Genomic DNA, 19,117 nt, shown 5'->3' on the forward strand with positions numbered 1-19,117 from the left:
GCCGTTACTGCTTTTCCGCAACAAGCGGAAGCGTCAGCTGATTTTCAGCTATTCTCCGTCCGCTCGCATCAACAATTTTACTGTAAATAATCATTGGTACGGTGCTGGTCGGTATCACCTGAAGCTCCACAACTTTTTCTCCGGAGTCGGGCTTGATCTGCACCTTTCGTTCTCCCTTAGCCAGCATCTTCTGAGCTTGTCGTATTTGCCATACCAGCTTGCTGTGATGATGGTTTTTGGGCGTGTCGTTAATTATCCAGAGGTTAACTTTCCCGGCTTCTCCCTTTTTCCAGCTCGTGGTGACGGGATCGATTGAGGGCAGAAGCGGCTGGTAGGCGCGCCGTAGCGCAAAGTAGCCGGGTTTAGGATGACGCAGATAATCGACCACTCCCCAGTTTATGGAGGGCCAGGTTTCAACGAACATAAACTGGAACAGCGCCGTCACCGGCTGGAAGCGTTGCCGACGATAGCTTTCTGCCGACAGCGCCACCAGCAGGGCCTGATACCGCTGCGTGTTAGCAATAAAACTCTGAATGTTTTCCCCACGAGCGATCCCGGCATTTTTAAACGTCTGGATAGGCTGAAAGTTATGGTATTTCCAGCTGATCCATTTTGGATCGGCGGGCTGCGTGGTTGCTGGCCACCAGTCGCGGTGGGGAATAATGGTTTTAAGCGTGGAGAGCGCTGGCAGCGCCTGCGCGCCAAACTCGGTAATGGTAGCCGTTTTTGCTGGTTCAAGCAGGTTATTAAGGGTGCCAAAATACCATCCGGCCCAGTAATGTTCTTCCACGGCCGAAAAAGGGTGCACGATACGGCTGCGATCCTCAGCCAGCGTATCCGCCACGCGCTGCATTAAATTACGGTTAAGATCCTTATTCCAGTCCGGAAAACGCTTTTGCATCCACGGCGAATTAAACGGCGGCTCATTTTGTCCTCCCCAGACTACAATGGCCGGAGCGTTACCAAACTGTTCTATCATTTCGCGGGTTTGCCTGACGGCATTATCCGCGAACTCTTTGCTGTCGTTATAGCCCCATTGCAGCGGCACATCCTGCCAGATTAATAATCCGCGCTCGTCCGCAGCCTGATAAAGCGCGCGGCCTGCTACGTGGCCGTGTACCCGAATAGCGTTAGCATTCATTTTTTCGACAAGGTCAAAATCACGGGCGTAACGCTGTTTCGTCATGGTGCCCAGCCAGGGCGACCCGATATAGTTAGTGCCCCGAATAAACATGCGCTGTCCGTTGACAAGCCAGCCCTTATTTTCGGGTTGCTCAATGACCTGGCGTAGCCCTGTCCTGCTGTTGCGGCGATCGAGTACGCCTTTCTTATCACGTAATGTTGCGCTGACCTGGTAAAGGTTCGGCTTGCCGTAGCCAACAGGCCACCAGAGATGCGCCCCTGGCATAGGAAGAAGCAGGGTGATCCTTTGCGTTACGTCCCCGGTTGCCTGTAAGGTTACCGGCTGACGTAGCTGATAGTTTTTTCCCGAAAAATTATCAGGTCGCGCCGTCAAAAATAGCTCGGCCTTTTTTTCAGCCGGTGCACGATAAACGACTTCCGCACGCAGTTGGGGATGCGCCAGTCCCTGCGACCAGTCGGGCCGTAAAATCAGATTATCAATGGCAACGTCACGGCTGAGACGCAGTCGTACCGGTGCCCAGATCCCGCCGGAATTAGCATCCTGCCCCTGTGGCGACCATGCCCCGCCGGGCCGTGAATCGTGCTGGGTCAGGATGCCTTTCATCAGGTTTTTTCGTAGCGGCCAGTTTTTTTGGGGATCTTCAAACGGGCTGTCGACGCGTACCGCCAGCTGATTGTGACGGCGCATCTCCTGGCTGACGTCCACGGCAAACCGTTGAAAATAGCCTTCATGATGCGCACGCTGGTGGCCATTGAACCAGACGTCGGCGTAATAATCGACGCCGTCGAATTCCAGCGTGGCCAGCTGGCCCCTTAGTTTCGGGACGGTAAAGCCTGTGCGATACCAGAGCGCCCCCTGGTGATCCCAGCCTGCGCTATACCAGTTGGCCGGCACCCGTAGTTCCCGCCAGTTTTTATCGCTGCCCCGCCAGCCCGCAAAAGCAGGGTCGTTACCATCATGCGCGCGCCATTCTCCACCCAGCGGCCATGTCTGAGGCGTTTCCACCGCAACGGCGACCGTGGCGGAAAAGGTAAAAATCAAAGCTATAAGGCTACGGGTCATGGCGTCTCCTGCAGATCGTCCAGCTGGCGCATAACAGCTTCTACCGCCGGTGTTAAGGACGCGGTCCAGGCTGCGCCATCCAGAGGTGCTTCCTGTTCTGCCGCCGTTTCGATTTGCTGAAGCAGCACGGTCAGTACCTGAAAGCGAAAGGCTGAAGCTTCGCCGCGTAGCTTATGTGCCAGCCGTCGTATCCGATCCCGGTCCGCGTCGGCCAGCGCCTCTTTTAACCGGGCGATGTTTTCAGGAAGCTCGGTAGCAAAAAGCGTCAGAAGCTCATCCAGCAGCGCATCGTCGATCCCAAGCTGCGCAATCAACGTTTGCCTGTCCGGCAAGGCCTCTGGCTCCCTCTCTTTCAGCGGCAGCGCCATTACCCGGTTTATTTCAGCCTGAATAATCTCCATGCTCATTGGCTTGGCGATATAGCCATCAAAGCCGTGCGTCAGGCAAAACTCCTCATCGCCTTTCATCGCATGCGCGGTCATGGCAATAATCCGCTGGTGGGCACGAGACGGATTATGGGCTTCGCGGTCGCGGATCAGGCGAGTGGCGTGCTCGCCATCCATCTCCGGCATTTGCAAATCCATCAGAATCAGATCCCAGCGAGTAGTATCGAGCAGTTCCAGGGCTTCAAGACCGTTGTTGGCAACCGCGAACTCGTGGCCAAGGCGGGTCAGAAAATGCGTTGCCAGCTTTTGGTTCACCAGATTATCTTCGGCCAGCAAAATGCGTAACGTCGTGCCGCGTGCCACCGTTAAGGGCGCGGCGGGCGAAGGGGCGGACAAGGAGGCTGGCTGTAGCCGTAACGCGGCCAGGATCGCCTCATAAAGCTCCCGCTGGTCGACTGGCTTACTCAGAAAATGCGTGATCCCGATGCGCTTCATCTGCTCCGCATCCATATGGCGGCTCATGGAGCTGAGCATAATAATCTGGCAGTGCGCCAGCTCCGGCGTCGCTTTTATCTCCTGGGCCAGCGTCATTCCGTCTTTTACCGGCATCTGCGCATCCAGCAAAAGCAGAGGGAAATCAGGCTGTTGCTGTAGCAAGACCAGAGCCGCCTCGGCACTCTCCGCCAGCGTGGGCTTCAGACCCATATTCCGCAGCATATCGCTCATTAAGTGCCGGTTGGTGGCATTATCATCAATGACCAATACGGGAACGCTGGCTAAAGGCGGTGAGGCCTTCAGCGGTTCAGCGGCACTCTGTACCGCGACGGGCAGGCTAAAGCTGAACACGCTACCCTGGCCGGGCTCGCTTTTGACGCTGAGTTCGCCGCCCAGCATCTCGACCAGCCGCGCCGAAATGGTCAGGCCAAGTCCCGTACCGCCATATTTTCGCGTCGTGGACGTATCAGCCTGGCTGAAAGACTCAAAAATAATCTGCTGTTTCTCTTTGGGAATGCCAATACCGGTATCGCGAACCTGAAATTTTAAGCGATGCGGCTGTTCGGAGGTGACCGAAAGCTCCACTTCCCCGGTGTGCGTAAATTTCAGGGCATTACTGACGAGGTTGGTTAATACCTGGCGCAGGCGAACGGTATCCGTCAGAAGTTTGAGCGGCGCTTCTGGAGCAACCTGTATTAACAACTCTATATTTTTTTCCGACGCGGAAGGCAGCAGTGGGCGTATCACCGACTGAAGCCAAGGGCGTATTTCGAACTCTTCTTCATCCAGTTCGATTTTACCCGCTTCGATTTTCGAGTAATCCAGAATATCGTTGATAACGCGCAGCAGCGTATGGGCGGAGTGATAAACCAGCGTCATATATTCCCGCTGCTCTTCCGTCAGTGGGTTATCAAGACAGAGCTGGGTCATGCCAAGAATGCCGTTCATCGGCGTACGAATTTCATGGCTCATATTGGCAAGAAAAGCGCTTTTCGCTTCGTTAGCGGCACGCGCGGCGGCCACCGCCTGCAAAGAGAGCTGTTCCGCCTCTTTGCGTTTGGTAATGTCCTGTAGCGTCCCGATAACCCGTGCCGTACCGCCTTCTACCGTGACGCTGGCGACCTGGCCTGACAGCAGCATCCAGCGGTATTCGCCGTTAAGGTGAAGTAAGCGGATCTCTCTTTCAAAGATAGGCAGCTGCGAATTACTGGCGCTGGCAAACAGCCGCTGAAGCGGTTCACGATCTTCAGGATGAAGCAGCGTATCAAGTAAGCTTGAGCTGTAGTGCCAGGTTTCACGCGGATAGCCAAGCATGTTGAGTAAGGCGTCGTTAACCTGTAACAGGTCGTTATCCTGCTGCCAGTCCCAGATGCCAATTTGTGTCGATTCTGCGGCCAGAACAAAATCCTCGTGCAGCTGCTGGCGCGACTCGTTAATAAGCTCAAAGCCGGACATATCAATATGCAGGCTGACGATGCCGCCCTGCGGCGTGCGGTTGTGCTGCACAAAAACTTTCCGGTTACCGATGCGCCGCATTTCGCTGTGATTATCAAGCCGACAGCGACTCACCAGGTTTTCCACCATATCCTGTTTGCGCTGGTCGTTTTCCGTCATGTAGACCGAAGCGATAAAATTTTCCGCTATCTGCGTCAGCGTCATCCCCAGGCAGAGACGCTCCTCTATTCCCGGATAGAAGCGTACTACCTGCTTGTTGTAAGCGGTTAACCGCTCGTTGGCATCGTACATAAGTACTGCTGCGCGCAGCGAATCAAGCGCTTGAGGTAACTGAACTTCAGGCATAGTCTCTCCTAATCTGCGGCATCAGCGGTGCTGGCAACCACTGGAAAGCAGCGCTGCGGTGCGGTAAAAGGGTCGTCCAGCTGCCGCCGAAAATAGCTTTGCGCAGAGATTTCACCGTGACGGAGCAGCGGCCCCATATTGCTTTTAAAAAACAGCGCTTCCAGCACCATAGCGTTAGTGGAAAGCGTGATAGCGCGGTTATAGCTGCCCGTAGCTTCCACGCGGCCTTCAAACCAGCCGCGAGCGGGATCGTTTTGTAGCCGGGTCATTTTCATTAGCGCATCGGTAAAAGGCGTGTCCCATAGCGTCCAGAGTCCGAACACGGCCCGGGTCGAAACCTGAGCCAGCCGCGGTACCCATTTGCCCTCGTCCGACAGCGTGTTCCAGGCGTAGCCGTTGGCAAAAATGGTGTCGTTAACGTGCCACGGTGGCGCAGAGATAGAAAAGTCGCTGCGGGCGGTCAGAATTTTTTCTTTTTCCCAGCGCATTTCCTGCACGCGATAAACGTTGCTGGCGCGCTGGCGCAGCAGGTTGATAACGTCACGATCCGCGCCCGGTAATTCCCAGCCATACTCTATGCCGCTCAGGGCATACGGCGTGGTGGTGATAGCGGATGGCGTCCAGGTCGTGCGGGGATCGCGCGCATCAATATCAAGTGCAAGGCCGTTAATGATGACGTGCTGCGCGGGAGGCCGTAGCGATTGCTGATTAGCAAATCCCCACAGGCCAAAACCTGCCGCGCTGTATTCGCTGTCGCCAAGCCGACCCTCTGCACGGGTAATCAGCTTTTTATCCTGCATCTGGCCGCTGTAAAGCTGGCCTTTATCATCCACGAGTCGGCAAAAATCCCAGCGCAGAAGAGTACGCTCCAGGTATTCGCTGTATTCCGGATGAAAAGCCGCGACGATGCGCAGCGCCATCAGCAGCCGGGCAATATCACGGGACGACCAGCCAATCACCTGCGGCGTATTGCCATAGCCGACCATCTTCACCGTTTGCGTGTTATAAAGCAGGTTAGGCAGTTTGGCCGGGGTTAGCGGCATCTGGTTCAGCGTGCCGAGCAGCAGCGTCAGGCGCTGGTCGAAGGCGGCATCGTCTATCAGGTTGAGCTGCCGTGCGGCGGTCAGGGCAATAAGAACATCGCCCATCTGCCACAGGCTGGCGACCGGCCGCTTATCTTCTCCGTTTACCAGCCCGCTGCCCGCCTGGCTGTTATTTTCAAAATAGCGCCAGGCAATGGTTGCCCAGCGTTGCTCCTCCGTATTCAGCTTGCCCATTCGTGCAGTGGTATGCCATCCGCCGTTCACCAGCCAGCGCCAGCCCGCCGCGTCCTGGCGCGCCAGCAGCCAGCCAGCCGCCGCCAGCAACACCAGCAGCAGGATAACGACACGCGTTACTGTTTTAGGCATGAGGTGGCTACCGGCGGCAGTTTAACGGGCGCCTGGCTGTCACAGCGGGCGCACTTGCAGGCGCGGCAGGATGGTGCCGTACGCACGGCGGTTCCGCTTTGCTCACACCAGGTTTTAATGCCAGGCGTCACGCTAAGAAACGGGCGATTGCGTTTGCCGTTGTTCTCTTCAAAGGTGTCGACCAGACGTTTCTCCCACATCGAGGGCGCATAGTCGCTCTTGCGAGGATCGTTGCTATTAAAGCGCAGCAGCTTGCCCTCTTTTTTAAACAGCAGTGCTTCGAGCATGATGCCGTTATTATTGGCGGTAAACTCTTTGATTGGCCCGTCGCCGTTCTCATACAGCCCTTCGTAATAGCCTTTATCTTTTTCATCGGCATTTTCAATCGCATCAAACAGACGATCGGTATAAGGCGAGTCCCATAGAACCCACATGCCGAGCGCTGCTTTCAGCGATACCGCCGCCACATTAGGGACATACTGGCCTTTATCGGTGATGGTGTTCCAGTTGTAGCCGTCGCTGTAAACGGTGTCGTAAACGAAGTAGGGTGGCTTATCGAGCTGATGTTCCGATCGCGCGGTCAGCGTCCCCGTAATCATGTAGCGATTTTCCTGCGCCTGATAAACGCGATCGGCAAAATTCTTCATCCAGGGATGGCTGAAATTGTTAGGGCTGTTCGAGCGGTCTTCACTGTCGTCCCAGCCCATTTCCAGCCCGTGGAGCAGATAGGATTCGGTAACAACATAGTTATGCTGATTCGTTAAGCGTGAGTCGCGGGAATCGTAGGGCACCAGCACGCAGTAGATATCCGCAAGGGCATAGGGTTCTGGCCGACTTGCCTGACAGGTGGAAAAGCCCCACAGCTGATAGCCTGCCGCCGCGTACTCTTCGTAGCCGAGACGGCCTTCCTGGACATACTGCGGCTGCTTATCTTTATCCAGATAAGCGCCATAAAGCGTTCCGCAGTCATCCACCACATGGGTGAAATCCCAGCCGAGCACTACGTTATCAATGTTGTTAGCGTGTTCCGGATAGCGTTCTTTGATGATCTTCAGCCAGAGCAGCATGCGGCCAATATCGATAGCGGAAAAACCAATCTCGCCCGGTTTGTTCAGGTAGTTCACCTTTTGGGCCGTGATGGTGTTGTAGGCTTTGTTAGGCACCTGGTTTTGAAACAGCACCAGCTTGTTAAGCGTGGCCATAAACTGCAAAAAGCGGCGGTCGAACTCCGCTTTATCAATAATGCCCAGCTCTCTTGCTGCGGTCAGCGCGGCAAGATAGGACGCGCTATCCCACATGGTGGTAGAAGGATATTTGTTTACCGCATTCACCAGCCCGGTAGTGGGCTGGTAGTTAGCAATAAAATAGGCCCAGGCATTTCTTGCTATGTTCATTTCACGCGGCGTTAATTCGCCATGTCGAACTTTATAATCGGAAGCGGGCAGGCTTATCGCCGCCTGTAGCGCAGGTGCCGCCAGCATCAGCAGCATCAGCAAAAGGCCTGCACGGGTTTGACGAAGCCATAATAATTTCATTTAGAAGCGACTCCTTGTTGCGGGCTTATAACGGCTGACGCCGGAGCAGGGCAGCCCAGGCAAAGTAGTTGGCCATGGGCAATGTAAGAGAGGCTTTCCAGCACCATTGCGTTAGTGTCGGCATTCACAGCAGAATTCATGCTGCCGTCGGGATTGAAGCCCGCTTTCCAGCCTTTTCCCGGTTCTATCATTGGCAGCATCTGCTGCCGTAGCGCTTCGCTCCAGTGGTTGCGAAACAGAGCGTACCAGGCAAAAGCGGAACGGGTAGAGACAAGCGCACGATCGGTAAGCGCTTCGCCTGCATGATTATTGTCCTCCTGCTGCGGCTGACTGCCCGGCAGGGCGCTGGCAAAATCGGGCGCCTGCTCGGCGTAATCCGCATTGATTTCACCCTCATTTTCCGGCTTGCCGGTGCGCTGCTGTAGGATTTGCATCAGACGCCAGGTTATCTCTCCGCTACGGGCATCGAAACCCTGTTCCAGACCGCTAAGCAGATAAGGCATGCTGACCAGAGAGGGCTGTTTTCCCCACGGCGTCCGTATGCCTTCATCCGGCATGGCATAGCCGTCGATCTCTATCATTTTCAGGCCATCCGGCGGCTGGCTAACGGCGAGACCGGCAGCGGCATTGATCAGCCGCAGCACGCTACCCGCATAAAGCCGGTAGCCGTAGCTGCTGCGCGGATCGTCAGTACGAATAACCCAGCGGTTAACGGGCAGGCTGGCACCTTGCGGCCCGCTGCTCTGCAATAGCGCGGCAAGCTGCCACTTAGCCAGTAGCTGGTTGACCTCAACGGCGTGCTGTGGATAGCGCCAGAGTAAGATCTGCAACGGCATCAGCAGGCGACCCATATCAATGGCTGAACCGACATTGCCATTGGGTGAGGCGATCGGCAACAGCGTATCCGCATGATAGAGGGCGGCAGGCAATCCTTCAGGCTGAAGCGGCAGTTCGCCAAGGGAGGCAAGGGCAGAGGTAATCCGGTCGTCAAATTCGTCTGCGGGAATAATCTGTAGCTGAAACGCCGCAATCGTAGCCAGCAGATAGCTGCCGGTGCTCCAGAGGCTTAGCCAGGGCTTAGCCGCTTCGGCATTTACCAGGCCATTGGGCTGGCTGTTGTTGATAAAATATTGCCAGGCGATGCGCGCCCAGACGGCCTCGTCGAAGGTAAGCTCACGCGGCTGCGGCAAAGGAGGAAAACTTTTGCTCAGTACAATACCGTCAGAGGTTTCAACCCGTGTAGGCATCTGCCTTTCTACCCACAAAACGATGGCAAAACCGAGCAGAAAGCCGATCAGGATAGTCAGATAGCTGCGGGCGCTGAGAATACCGGCTTTCAGGCTCATACGGGACCCGCCTCCTGCACGGTCGGCGGCGTCCACATGGCTGCCATAATCATTGGCATCATGGCAGCAATATTTACCGCTCCCCAGAAGATATTAATCACATAACCCGACGGGTCATCGACGTTGCCTCGCGCCACCTGAATGCCGCCCCAGATAAGCCCCAGCAGCGTCAGCGCGACAATCGCCAGCTGCGGCTTGACCAGATAGAGAAAACGGCCGGACTGCCGCTCTTTTGGCGTGACGTGGAATTTAACCTTTTCTCCCCGCAGCACCGTATTTAGCGCACGCAAATTGACAGAGAAAAAAGCCAGGTAGGATGAGCGTCCATCCCAGGCGGAAATGCCCCATGTGCCGAACATAAAGGCCAGCTCGGAGACGATAAAAAACGGCAAAAAATGCAGATAAAAAGGCGTGGAATAGGCCGACACTGGTGGGATACCGGTAAAAAGGTAAACCAGCGGAGAAATGAGAAAAACCGTGTTCCAGATGCAGGCAAGATAGGACCAAAAGGTAGTGCCGTACATCAGGGTTTGCCCCAGGCTTAGCCTGAAGCGCCGACGGCTGAAAATTTTATCGTGGAACAGAATATCCAGCGAGCCAGCGGCATATTTAAAACGCTGGATCATCCAGGTTAAGAGATCCTGCGGCGACAGCATTTTAGATTCAATACCGGGATGCATCACCGACCGCCAGCGACGGCCGCTGTCGCCGTGCAGCACGATAGAAGTATAAATGTCCTCGGAAACATGGAATTTATACGGCGTTAGTTCGGTGTCGTTAATTACGTGGGGACGCATCGCCATACTCAACGCGGCCCGCGTCTCTTCATCGCTGATATCGCGCGTATAGCGTGCAATTTCTTCTTCGACAGTAAAAACGTAGCTGCGCAGTGCCGCCTGCATAACTGCTTCACGTCGATGGATGGAGGCCGCTCCGCAGCAGAATGCCGCGTTAGCCCAGTTGCGCCGCCGCAGGATCACATCATAAAACATGCGCGGATCGTTAAAAAAAGGATCGCTGCCGACGGTCAGACGACCAAATACGCCCTCGGTCAAACGGCCGAAAAGATAGCCCGGTAGTCCGGCACGACGACGCAGCCAGCTGGCGAAGCGTTCTCCTTCAGGCAGATCGTAAAACCACTGCGGCGTCTGTACCCAGGCAACGTCCGGATCGCGGAAGTAGCCGAGCGTATTCGCCAGCAGCGTGGGAAATACGCGAGTATCGGCATCGCAAATAACCAGAAAGTCGCCGTCGGTCTGCTCCATCCCGTTGCGGATATTGCCCGCCTTGAAGCCGATATTATTCTCACGGCTAATATAGCCGACGCATTCCTGCTCGCAGACCGCGCGCATTTCAGGCCGCTTGCCGTCATCAAGAACATGGATCTTAAAAATGATTTTGCCGGGATAGCGCATTTTCAGCGCGTCCTGAATAGAAAGCCTGACCAGCTCCGGATCTTCCGAATAGGTGGCAATAAACAGATCTACCTTCGGCGGGCGGGATTCACCCTGATCCTCAGGCTGCAGGCAATCGTTAATATCTTCTGGCGCCGAGAAGCGCGGAGGATCTTTTTCCTGCCAGATATTGATAGTAAACAACAGCGTTCCGAACCAGGCGAAGGTTTCCGCCATAGCCAGCGGCACGGCATACCATAAGGCGTCCATATTCAGTGAAGCCGTCCAGCGCCAGCGGATGTAGTTGGCCCCCAGAATCAATCCGGCTACGGCAAGAATTTGCCACGCTTTTACCACCCATGCTGGCGTGGACAAGGGGTCGGGCGGGCGGCGCTGCTCAAAACGTGAAAAATAGTGATCCATTGGCGTCCGGTCTCTGTCTGATAGGGCCGTTGTATGCTTTTTCACCTGATGAAATAAAAACAGTAATCTGTATGAAGGTGTTTACTTAAGTTGTTGTTAACTGGAATCATAGTTTGTGTAAAGGCTATTGCAAGATACGTAAAGGCAATGATTCATGGTTGTCTTCTAACCGACTGTTATATTGGTGTTTATAATATTTTTTTATTTTCATGGCGGCTGCGTGACTTAAATCGCAACGTGTCTACACTTTTCTTTACGTGGTAAACGCGCTTTTTCCTTATCATTCCGCTTCGCTTGATATTAATTATGGTAATGAATAATGGTGGATTCAGCTTCCGTTTCGCAGACTACAGCTATCGACTGGCGCGCCTGGCGCTATGCCGTTCCCGGAAAACGTGATTTGCGCATTGATATGTTGCGAGGCATTGCGCTGGTGATGATGGTGGTGGCCCACACCGAAATTTTATCGCTGGTAAATATTTTCACCTGGGAGCGTTTTGGTTTAACCACCGGGGCCGAAGGATTTGTGATTCTGTCTGGCTTTATGCTGGGCATGCTAAACCGCCAGCGCCTGCAAAAAGAGGTGCTGCTGACGATTGGCTGGACGCTGTGGCGGCGCGCCGCAAAAATTTATCTGGTTAACCTTACGATTATTTTGCTGATACTGGCGCTAAACAGGCTGAGCGTAGTAAATACCTTTGAGGTTACGCACTTTGTCGATCGCTACTCCGGCACCGTCTGGGCGCTTTTCCCCACCACGCCGCAGATCAAAGAGACCTGGTTTAATATCGTTCTTTACCTGCAAATAGGGCCGCACCAGACGCAAATTTTGGGCCTGTATATCTGTTTGCTGCTGGTTAGCCCACTGTTCCTTGGCCTGTTGCAAAGCGGGCGGGTGGTCTGGCTACTGCTTGCTTCGCTGGCGGCCTATATCAGCTATCAGCTCTGGTCAACGCGGCTGACGGTAGCGGAGTTTGAATTCGCTTTTCCTCTGCTTGCCTGGCAGCTTATTTTTGTCTGCGGCATGTGCTGCGGCTGGTACAAAGATGAACTGATGTCGCTGGCGCGCATGCCGCCAGGCCGCGTTGTTATGGGCATCATGGTCATTTACGCGCTGGTAATGATGTTTATTGCCCAGAACCACACCAACCCCTTTATGCCGCCAGCGCTATTGCTACACGTTATTCCGCCAGCGGATTTCAACTGGTTTTATCATCACCTGGCCGGAAAAAACGCGCTGGGGCCCTGCCGGGTATTGAATGATTTTTGCCTGATGCTGCTGGTGTATCTGCTTTTGACTTTTTTCTGGCAGCCTGTCGAACGTCTGTTTGGCTGGTTCTTGATCCCGCTGGGCCAGCATTCGCTGTACACCTTTATCGTGCACGTTTTTGTGGTGCTGGCAGTCAGCCAGTTTGTGCATTTTGATCTCTGGCATCATGCCTGGTTGCGCAACACTTTTATTCATCTCAGCGCGCTGGGCCTGCTGTGGTGGATGGCGAAAAAAGAGATTGGCGGCCGCTTTATCCCTAATTAGAAGAAGGAAAACTGCATGTTTTATCGCGGGCGGACAGCGCTTAACCGGGGGCTGCTGTGGGTGCTTATCTGCGCGGCGTTTCTGCCCTGCGCGCAGGCCGCCACCACCGATAATGATACCGTGTCGGCCAGCAGCGAACCCTTGCAGGCCGCTGCGCTCACCAGCCGCTGGAGCCGCCTGTTTTCCGGCAATAAAAATAAGTTTTCCGGCGCGCTCAGCTTTTCCAGCGGCATGAAACAGCAGTGGCTGACCATTCCAAACGGCTCGGCCTCTGCACAGCAAAAGAAAAAAATTAATCAGCTGCTGAATCTCAGCCTGCAATATTCACCGTACAGCTACTGGTTTGGCAACGTCATTCTCCGCGCGCCGATTACCGATTTTGACAAATACACCACGGATTTTCGTTACAGCTTTGGCTATGACGACTGGCATCCCAACACCTTTAGCCTGGTTTACAGTAACTATGGCGATAACCATCTGTTTACTTCCGGCAATGCGCGCCATACCTATTTTGAGCAGGGCGCTTTTACGTTCGCCTATAAATTTTCTTTGCCGAAATCTCTGGAAAAACATCTGCTGATCAATAAAGGCGATGCGCTGACCTGCCAGGTCGGCTACAGCTGGGTTCCGCGTTATTACTCGCTTGCCGACAACGATATTCGGGCAAATAAACAGGTTGGACTGGGCGGCTGCGGCTATACCTTCAAACAACACTTTTTTATCCGGGCTACCGCCTTCTGGTATCCCAAATCTGAGCAGCAACAGCCCTGGAACGGGGATTATAGCTACAGCTTTGGCTATGCAGGCTATACGCCAGGATCGTTTTCCGTGCAGTACAGTAACTACAGCGGAACCCACTTTCCTGGCCGCAGCAACAGCAATGCAAAGTTCCGTGAAGGTACCGTTTCCCTGATCTGGTTTCTGCCCTTCTGAGGCCACTACTATGTTAACGCTGCAATCTCAGCCCGTACTGGTCGTCGACGACGCAGCCACCTGGCGCAAGCTGCTGGCCGCACTGCTGAAAAAATGGGGATATCAGGTCTTCGAGGCCGAAAACGGCGAACAGGCGCTGGCCATACTGCTGGAACATCCGATCAACCTGCTGATCAGCGACTGGGAGATGCCGGTAATGGACGGCCTGACGCTCTGTCAGCAGGTTCGCCAGCGGGTGCAGGATCGCTATGTCTATTTGATCGTGCTTACCGCCCGGGAAAGCGTTGAAGATCTGCGAACGGGTTTTGCCGTCGGCGCCGATGACTTTTTGCGCAAGCCGGTTAATCAAATCGAATTACAGGCAAGGCTGCACGCAGGCGAGCGTGTTCTGCGGCTGGAAGCTACGCTGGCGGCCCGAAACAATAACTTAAGCGAAGCGTTAAGACAGATTGAGCAGGATCTACAGGCGGCGGCCAGACTACAGCTCAGCATTTTACCTCCGCACGCTCTGCACCATGACCCTTACTACGCCGACTGGCTATTTATTCCTTCGGCGTGGGTATCGGGCGATATTTTTAATTTTTTTCCGCTCGATCACCAGGCCGTAGGCTTCTATTGCGTTGATGTCGCAGGACACGGCGTCAGCGCTGCAATGCTGTCGGTCGCTGTCGCCAGGCAATTTCTGCATGGTCGTACGGTGGATCGTTTTCTGTTTAGTGGAGAGGAGATTACCCCTCCTGCCCAGGTAGTCAGCATCCTTAATGAACGTTTTTGCGCGCAAAACCACGATGTGCTGAGCTATTTCACCATGATTTACGGCGTCATCAATTTACAAAGCGGTGAGGGAAAGCTCTGCCAGGCCGGCCATCCAACCCCTTTTATTGTCAGTTGCGAGGGTGACATACGCCACGTGGGCGATGGCGGCCCGCCGGTTGGCTTGCTCGAAGAGCTCAGCTGGGAAGAGAGCAGCTTCAGGCTTGAACCCGGCGAACGGCTCTGCCTCTATAGCGACGGCATCAGCGAATGCGAAAACCCGGAACACGTTATGTTTGGCTCCCGGCAGCTGGAGTCGCTGCTGGCTTCGCTTGGCAACATGCCGGTGGCCAGCCTGCTGGCTCAGGTGCAGCACAGACTTAATCTCTGGCGCGATACCGCGCCGGGTGAAAACGCGCCGGCGGCGGATGATATCTCCCTGATGGTCATTGAACGTCAGCCGCTCTATCTGTCAAATGGAGAAAAAATCGATGAAAATTGAAAGAGAAAAACAGCAGGGCGTGACGCTGTTAACGCCCGTGACGCGACGGCTTGATGCTTCTGTCGCGCTGCGCTTTAAAGAAGAAGTGTTAGCCGTGATTCAGCAGGGCGAGAGTCGACTGGTGCTGGATTTTTCCCGCGTTGATTTTATCGACAGTAGCTGCCTGGGGGCGCTGATTTCGCTGCTGAAGGCCAGCAGCGGCAAAGGCACGCTGGCGCTCTGCGCGCTAAACGGCAATATCAAAAACATGTTCTCGCTAACCCGCATGGATCGCGTTTTTACCATTTACCCGGAGCGGAGCGACGCGATAGCCGAACTGAACATGGGGGAATAAGCAATGACGCACCAGGTGCCTGATGAAGAGTGGCTGTTTCCGGCCACGCTTAACAGTCTGACCATGCTGGGTTCGGTTTTGCGCCGCTATCTGGCGCATTTCCCCGTTGATGAAAGCTGGATTTATCCACTCGATCTGGCGCTTTGCGAAGCCGCCAGCAATATTATTCGCCACGGCTACCCGACCCGGCAGGAGGCAGACTATCGCGTAGCATTCAGCCATGATGCGGGTGCGATAACCGTGATGCTGATTGACAGCGGAGTGCCCGTGCCTGCGGCGCAGCTTTCGTCTGCGCCATCGGTTGACGATGCGCTGCCAGAGTTGGAAAACCTGAGCGAAGGCGGAAGAGGCATAGCGTTGATGTATGCCTGCGTGGATAAAATTTGCTATCGATCGGACGGCGGCGTTAACCGGCTGGCGTTAAGCAAGATGCTGCCGCCGGTAAACCGCTAACGAAAAAGTTTTTGCACAAATTCAATATAGGCCGGACGCCAGAGATCCATTTCGTGACCCAGACCGGGCACGCTGTGCCAGTCCGTAACGATGCCGCTGCGATCGAGTTGGGCTTTCAGGCCAGTCATGTCGCGTCCCGCAGTGATGTCGTCTTCGCCCGTCACCAGAGTAAACAGCTTAAGCTGGCGATTAACGGCGGTCGCTTTTTTGAGCTGCGCCGTGACGCGAAAGTCGGGCACGCTTTCCGTGGTGACGCCGCTGAAGATACCCAGCCACGCAAACTGATTCAGGTGACGCATGCCGCTGACCAGCGTCTGATAACCGCCCTGTGATAATCCGGCCAGCGCCTGACCATCTGCATCTTTACGCACGTTATAACGCTCTGCAATCCGGGGGATAATTTCCTGCATAAGCTCTTTATCGGCGGCCTGCGCATTACGCGGATAAAACGTCTGGCGGCGGCTGGCTGGAGGAACGCTCTCGGGGATGACGCCATCCAGCTCGGTTTCCGTATCCGGCATCACTACCAGCATCGGGACGACTTTTTGTTCCGCCAGCAGGTTATCCATGATTTGCGGAATACGGCCCTGTACCAGTGCAGAAAGGCCGGTATCACCAAAGCCGTGATAAAAGTAGAGCACCGGTAAAGGAGCCGTGCTTTTTTCCGCGCCTGGCGCAACCCAGACGGAAAGCTGCCGCTCACGGTTTAACACCGAGGAGTGCCAGGTCAGCGTATGAATTTCGCCATGCGGCACTTCGCGTTCGTCCAGCAGGCTGCCGGGCACCAGGATCAGGCTGGTATTAACCTGACGCTGCGGCTTTACCTGTGCGCTGCCGGTATCAACGCTTCTGAAGCCATCCACATTAAAGAAATATTCATATAAGTTGGGCTGTACGGGGTCGCTGGTAAACGACCAGATACCGCGCTCATCTTTGGTCATGGCATGCGCGACATAGCGATCGGGAGTTGCACCGGTTACTACTTCTACGGCTTTAGCGGAGGGTGCCCAAAGCCGCCAGGTTATGCTGTTGTCCTTGTTTACGCGGGAAATATAGTTATCCGGCGCCAGCGTTTCTGGCGGCTTCGCGGGTAAAGGGATCGCCATCAGCGAGCTGCTCCATAACGCTGCGGCACAATACAGAACACGACAACGAATATTCATCAGAATTCCTTTACTAAAAAAAAGATGTTTTCATTGTGGCATAAGGTAAGAAAAGCGTGGACCATTGCGTTTCGTAAAAATAGAGACGGGTTGCCGGACGCGTCACGGCGCTGGTGAAACAAATTGCGCCGTAAGGAAACAAAGAAACACGGCGTTTTTATCTTCAGCCAGCGATAATAAGACGTCATTTCCGGCAGCGTTAAGGAGAATCAGATGAACCGGCGTCATTTTCTGGCGAGCGTTGCGGCCACTCTCGTCGCTACTAAAAGCGAGCTCTCATTTGCCTCCTCTTTGTATGGGCAAAGCCAGATAATCCCACTGTGGGATGGCGTTCCACCGGGCGGCGGCGGGCCTGAGAGTAAGATGATCGTGTCTGCAACGGGCGCTCAGCACCAGATTGCTGTCCCGACGCTGACCGTAATGACTCCGGCGCATCCGGACGGGCGGGCGGTACTGATCGCGGGCGGAGGAGGCTACAAGCGGATTGAAACGGGCAAAGAGTCGCTGCCGGCGGCACAGTGGCTGACCCGGCGCGGCTATACCTGCTACATTTTGAGCTATCGCCTGCCGAGTGAAGGCTGGAACGATGGGGCATTAGTTGCTCTACAGGACGCGCAGCGGGCTTTACGCATTATCAGGCAGCGTGAAAAATCCGTCAGCGTGCTGGGATTTTCCGCCGGAGGTCATCTGTTGGGCATGGCCGCCGCACGCCCTGAATTCCAGTCTTACCCACCGACAGATAAGCTCGACAGCCTGCCCGCACAGGCAGACAGCGCCGCGCTGATCTATCCGGTGATTACCCTCGAAAAACCTTATACGCACACTTCTGTCCACCGTATTCTTGTCAGCCCGCATGCGACAGCAAAAGCGGAAGCCGCCTGGTCAGTGCAGAACTACGTCACGCCCGCCGCACCGCCTTTTTTTCTGGTGCAGGCAGAAGACGATCCTGTCTCCGATCCGGCAAACACCTTAATTATGTATGCAGCCTGCCAGAAAGCAGGTGTACCGGTTGAAATGCACCGTTACGCCAGCGGTGGTCACGGTTTTGGCATGGGCAAGCCCGGCACGCCTGCTGCTGCATGGCCCCGGGCTTATGAGAAATGGCTGGAACACAGAAGCGGAACGGGGAAGTAAATTACACCGCCGCCAGCGCCAGCCGTAAATCCTCAATCAAATCGTCTTTATTTTCGATGCCAATCGAAACGCGCACGGTCGCTTCGTTGATGCCGATACGCGTCCGGACATCTACCGGCACGCCAGAATGCGTGGTGCTGGCCGGATGGCTGGCAAGCGATTCGGTGCCGCCAAGGCTGACCGCCAGCTTAAACAGCTGTAGCGCATTCAGCAGCTTAAAAGCCGCCGCCTGGCCGCCCACGACATCAAATGAAAACGTAGAGCCTGCGCCGCTACACTGTTTTTGAAACACGTTGGCCGCAGGGGAGCCCGCTTCCAGAAACGGCAAATAGTGCAGCTTTTCAATTTTTTCGTGCGAGCGTAAAAATGCCGCAACGGCGGCCGCATTCTCGTTGGCACGTTCCATGCGCAGCGCCAGGGTTTCCAGTGAACGGCCAATCATCCAGCAGGAGTGCGGATCGAGCTGCGTGCCGATAGCGCTACGCAGATGCTTAATCTTTTTAATTAACGCCTTGCTGCCCATTACCGCACCGGCAATCAGGTCGGAATGACCGCCAACGTATTTGGTCAGAGAGTAAAGGGACAAATCGGCCCCGTGCTCAATCGGACGCTGGAATACTGGTCCAAGCAGCGTGTTATCACAGGCGATGACCGGACGATGCTGCTGTCGTTGTTCAATCACGTCCGCCACCCGTTTAATCAGCGCAACATCGACCAGGCTATTGGTTGGATTAGCTGGCGACTCAATCAGGATGACGGAGACGCGTCCTTGCTTCATCGCTTCATCAGCGGCAGCCTGCACCGAGGCTTCGTCCACGCCATCAGCGAAGCCAACGGAGGCCACGCCCAGTTTATGAAAGGTTTTACTCAACAGCGTTTCGGTGCCGCCATAGAGCGGCTGCGAATGCAGAATTGCGTCGCCAGGCTCGACAAAGGCCAGCAGCGCAGTAGAGATGGCGGACATGCCGGAAGAGAATAGCGCCGCGCTTTCGGTGCGTTCATAGATCGCCAGGCGATCTTCGACAATTTCGCTGTTGGGATGGTTAAAGCGCGAGTAAACCAGGCCGTTCGCTTCGCCCTCTGGCGGTTCACGACGCCCGGAGACGTAATCAAAGAAGTCCCGGCCTTCTTCCGCGCTGTTAAAAATAAAGGTAGAAGTCAGAAATACTGGCGGCTTAACGGCGCCTTCAGAGAGCGCCGGATCAAAACCGTAGTTCAGCATTTGCGTTTCGGGTTGCAGCTCACGATTACCGAGATGTGTTTTTTTTGAGTGTTGCACAGCCATACGATCTCCTGCCAACAAGGCATGCGATAACA

General features: G+C 54.9%; 14 protein-coding genes. 6 read left to right on the plus strand and 8 right to left on the minus strand.

Annotated features, from left to right (window positions below; genetic code table 11):
* Nucleotides 1-4 precede the first annotated feature (4 nt).
* Genes KUE00_RS03920 through KUE00_RS03945 form a run of 6 tightly spaced genes read right to left on the minus strand, consistent with a single transcriptional unit; the run spans nt 5 to nt 10,994 of the window.
* Nucleotides 5-2,206 carry a glycoside hydrolase family 2 protein gene (locus KUE00_RS03920; RefSeq protein ID WP_246758226.1) on the minus strand — a complete coding sequence of 734 codons (2,202 nt, stop codon included), beginning with the start codon at nt 2,204-2,206 and terminating at the stop codon, nt 5-7.
* Nucleotides 2,203-4,887 carry a response regulator gene (locus KUE00_RS03925; protein WP_246758227.1) on the minus strand — a complete coding sequence of 895 codons (2,685 nt, stop codon included), beginning with the start codon at nt 4,885-4,887 and terminating at the stop codon, nt 2,203-2,205. The genes KUE00_RS03920 and KUE00_RS03925 overlap by 4 nt, the downstream gene beginning before the upstream one ends.
* A gap of 8 nt (nt 4,888-4,895) precedes the next feature.
* Nucleotides 4,896-6,296: a DUF3131 domain-containing protein gene (locus tag KUE00_RS03930; RefSeq protein WP_246758228.1), complete on the minus strand. Its 1,401-nt coding sequence runs from the start codon at nt 6,294-6,296 to the stop codon at nt 4,896-4,898.
* On the minus strand, nt 6,281-7,786 hold the full coding sequence (locus KUE00_RS03935; RefSeq protein WP_246758655.1) for a DUF3131 domain-containing protein: 1,506 nt from the start codon (nt 7,784-7,786) through the stop codon (nt 6,281-6,283). The genes KUE00_RS03930 and KUE00_RS03935 overlap by 16 nt, the downstream gene beginning before the upstream one ends.
* 41 nt (nt 7,787-7,827) lie before the next feature.
* Complete coding sequence (locus KUE00_RS03940) at nt 7,828-9,177, minus strand: DUF3131 domain-containing protein (RefSeq protein WP_246758229.1); 1,350 nt, start codon at nt 9,175-9,177, stop codon at nt 7,828-7,830.
* On the minus strand, nt 9,174-10,994 hold the full coding sequence (locus KUE00_RS03945; RefSeq protein ID WP_246758231.1) for a glycosyltransferase: 1,821 nt from the start codon (nt 10,992-10,994) through the stop codon (nt 9,174-9,176). Before KUE00_RS03945 ends, KUE00_RS03940 begins: the two co-directional genes overlap by 4 nt.
* Nucleotides 10,995-11,313: 319 nt before the next feature.
* Between KUE00_RS03945 and opgC the strand changes: the two genes are divergently transcribed.
* The 5 genes from opgC to KUE00_RS03970 are packed head-to-tail and all read left to right on the plus strand — an operon-like array spanning nt 11,314 to nt 15,503.
* Entirely contained in the window at nt 11,314-12,528 is a 1,215-nt protein-coding gene (opgC, locus tag KUE00_RS03950) for an OpgC domain-containing protein (protein ID WP_246758232.1), read from the plus strand.
* Nucleotides 12,529-12,543: 15 nt separating this feature from the next.
* The gene (locus KUE00_RS03955; RefSeq protein WP_246758234.1) at nt 12,544-13,461 is read left to right on the plus strand and encodes a hypothetical protein; all 918 of its coding nucleotides are present in this window, start codon (nt 12,544-12,546) and stop codon (nt 13,459-13,461) included.
* A gap of 19 nt (nt 13,462-13,480) precedes the next feature.
* On the plus strand, nt 13,481-14,716 hold the full coding sequence (locus tag KUE00_RS03960) for a PP2C family protein-serine/threonine phosphatase (RefSeq protein WP_246758657.1): 1,236 nt from the start codon (nt 13,481-13,483) through the stop codon (nt 14,714-14,716).
* Complete coding sequence (locus KUE00_RS03965) at nt 14,706-15,050, plus strand: STAS domain-containing protein (RefSeq protein ID WP_246758235.1); 345 nt, start codon at nt 14,706-14,708, stop codon at nt 15,048-15,050. Before KUE00_RS03960 ends, KUE00_RS03965 begins: the two co-directional genes overlap by 11 nt.
* A 3-nt stretch (nt 15,051-15,053) precedes the next feature.
* Complete coding sequence (locus KUE00_RS03970; RefSeq protein ID WP_246758236.1) at nt 15,054-15,503, plus strand: ATP-binding protein; 450 nt, start codon at nt 15,054-15,056, stop codon at nt 15,501-15,503.
* Here KUE00_RS03970 and KUE00_RS03975 read toward each other — a convergent pair.
* Nucleotides 15,500-16,660 carry an alpha/beta hydrolase-fold protein gene (locus KUE00_RS03975; RefSeq protein WP_246758658.1) on the minus strand — a complete coding sequence of 387 codons (1,161 nt, stop codon included), beginning with the start codon at nt 16,658-16,660 and terminating at the stop codon, nt 15,500-15,502. The two genes, KUE00_RS03970 and KUE00_RS03975, sit on opposite strands and share 4 nt — an antisense overlap.
* Before the next feature lie 219 nt (nt 16,661-16,879).
* Between KUE00_RS03975 and KUE00_RS03980 the strand changes: the two genes are divergently transcribed.
* Nucleotides 16,880-17,800: an alpha/beta hydrolase gene (locus tag KUE00_RS03980; RefSeq protein ID WP_246758237.1), complete on the plus strand. Its 921-nt coding sequence runs from the start codon at nt 16,880-16,882 to the stop codon at nt 17,798-17,800.
* Between the two features lies 1 nt (nt 17,801).
* On the opposite strand, the gene KUE00_RS03985 is transcribed toward KUE00_RS03980, so the two are convergent.
* The gene (locus KUE00_RS03985) at nt 17,802-19,085 is read right to left on the minus strand and encodes a cystathionine gamma-synthase family protein (protein WP_246758238.1); all 1,284 of its coding nucleotides are present in this window, start codon (nt 19,083-19,085) and stop codon (nt 17,802-17,804) included.
* Nucleotides 19,086-19,117: the final 32 nt, after the last annotated feature.

The sequence above is a fragment of the Erwinia phyllosphaerae genome, assembly GCF_019132875.1.
In the GTDB taxonomy this organism is placed as follows: domain Bacteria; phylum Pseudomonadota; class Gammaproteobacteria; order Enterobacterales; family Enterobacteriaceae; genus Erwinia; species Erwinia phyllosphaerae.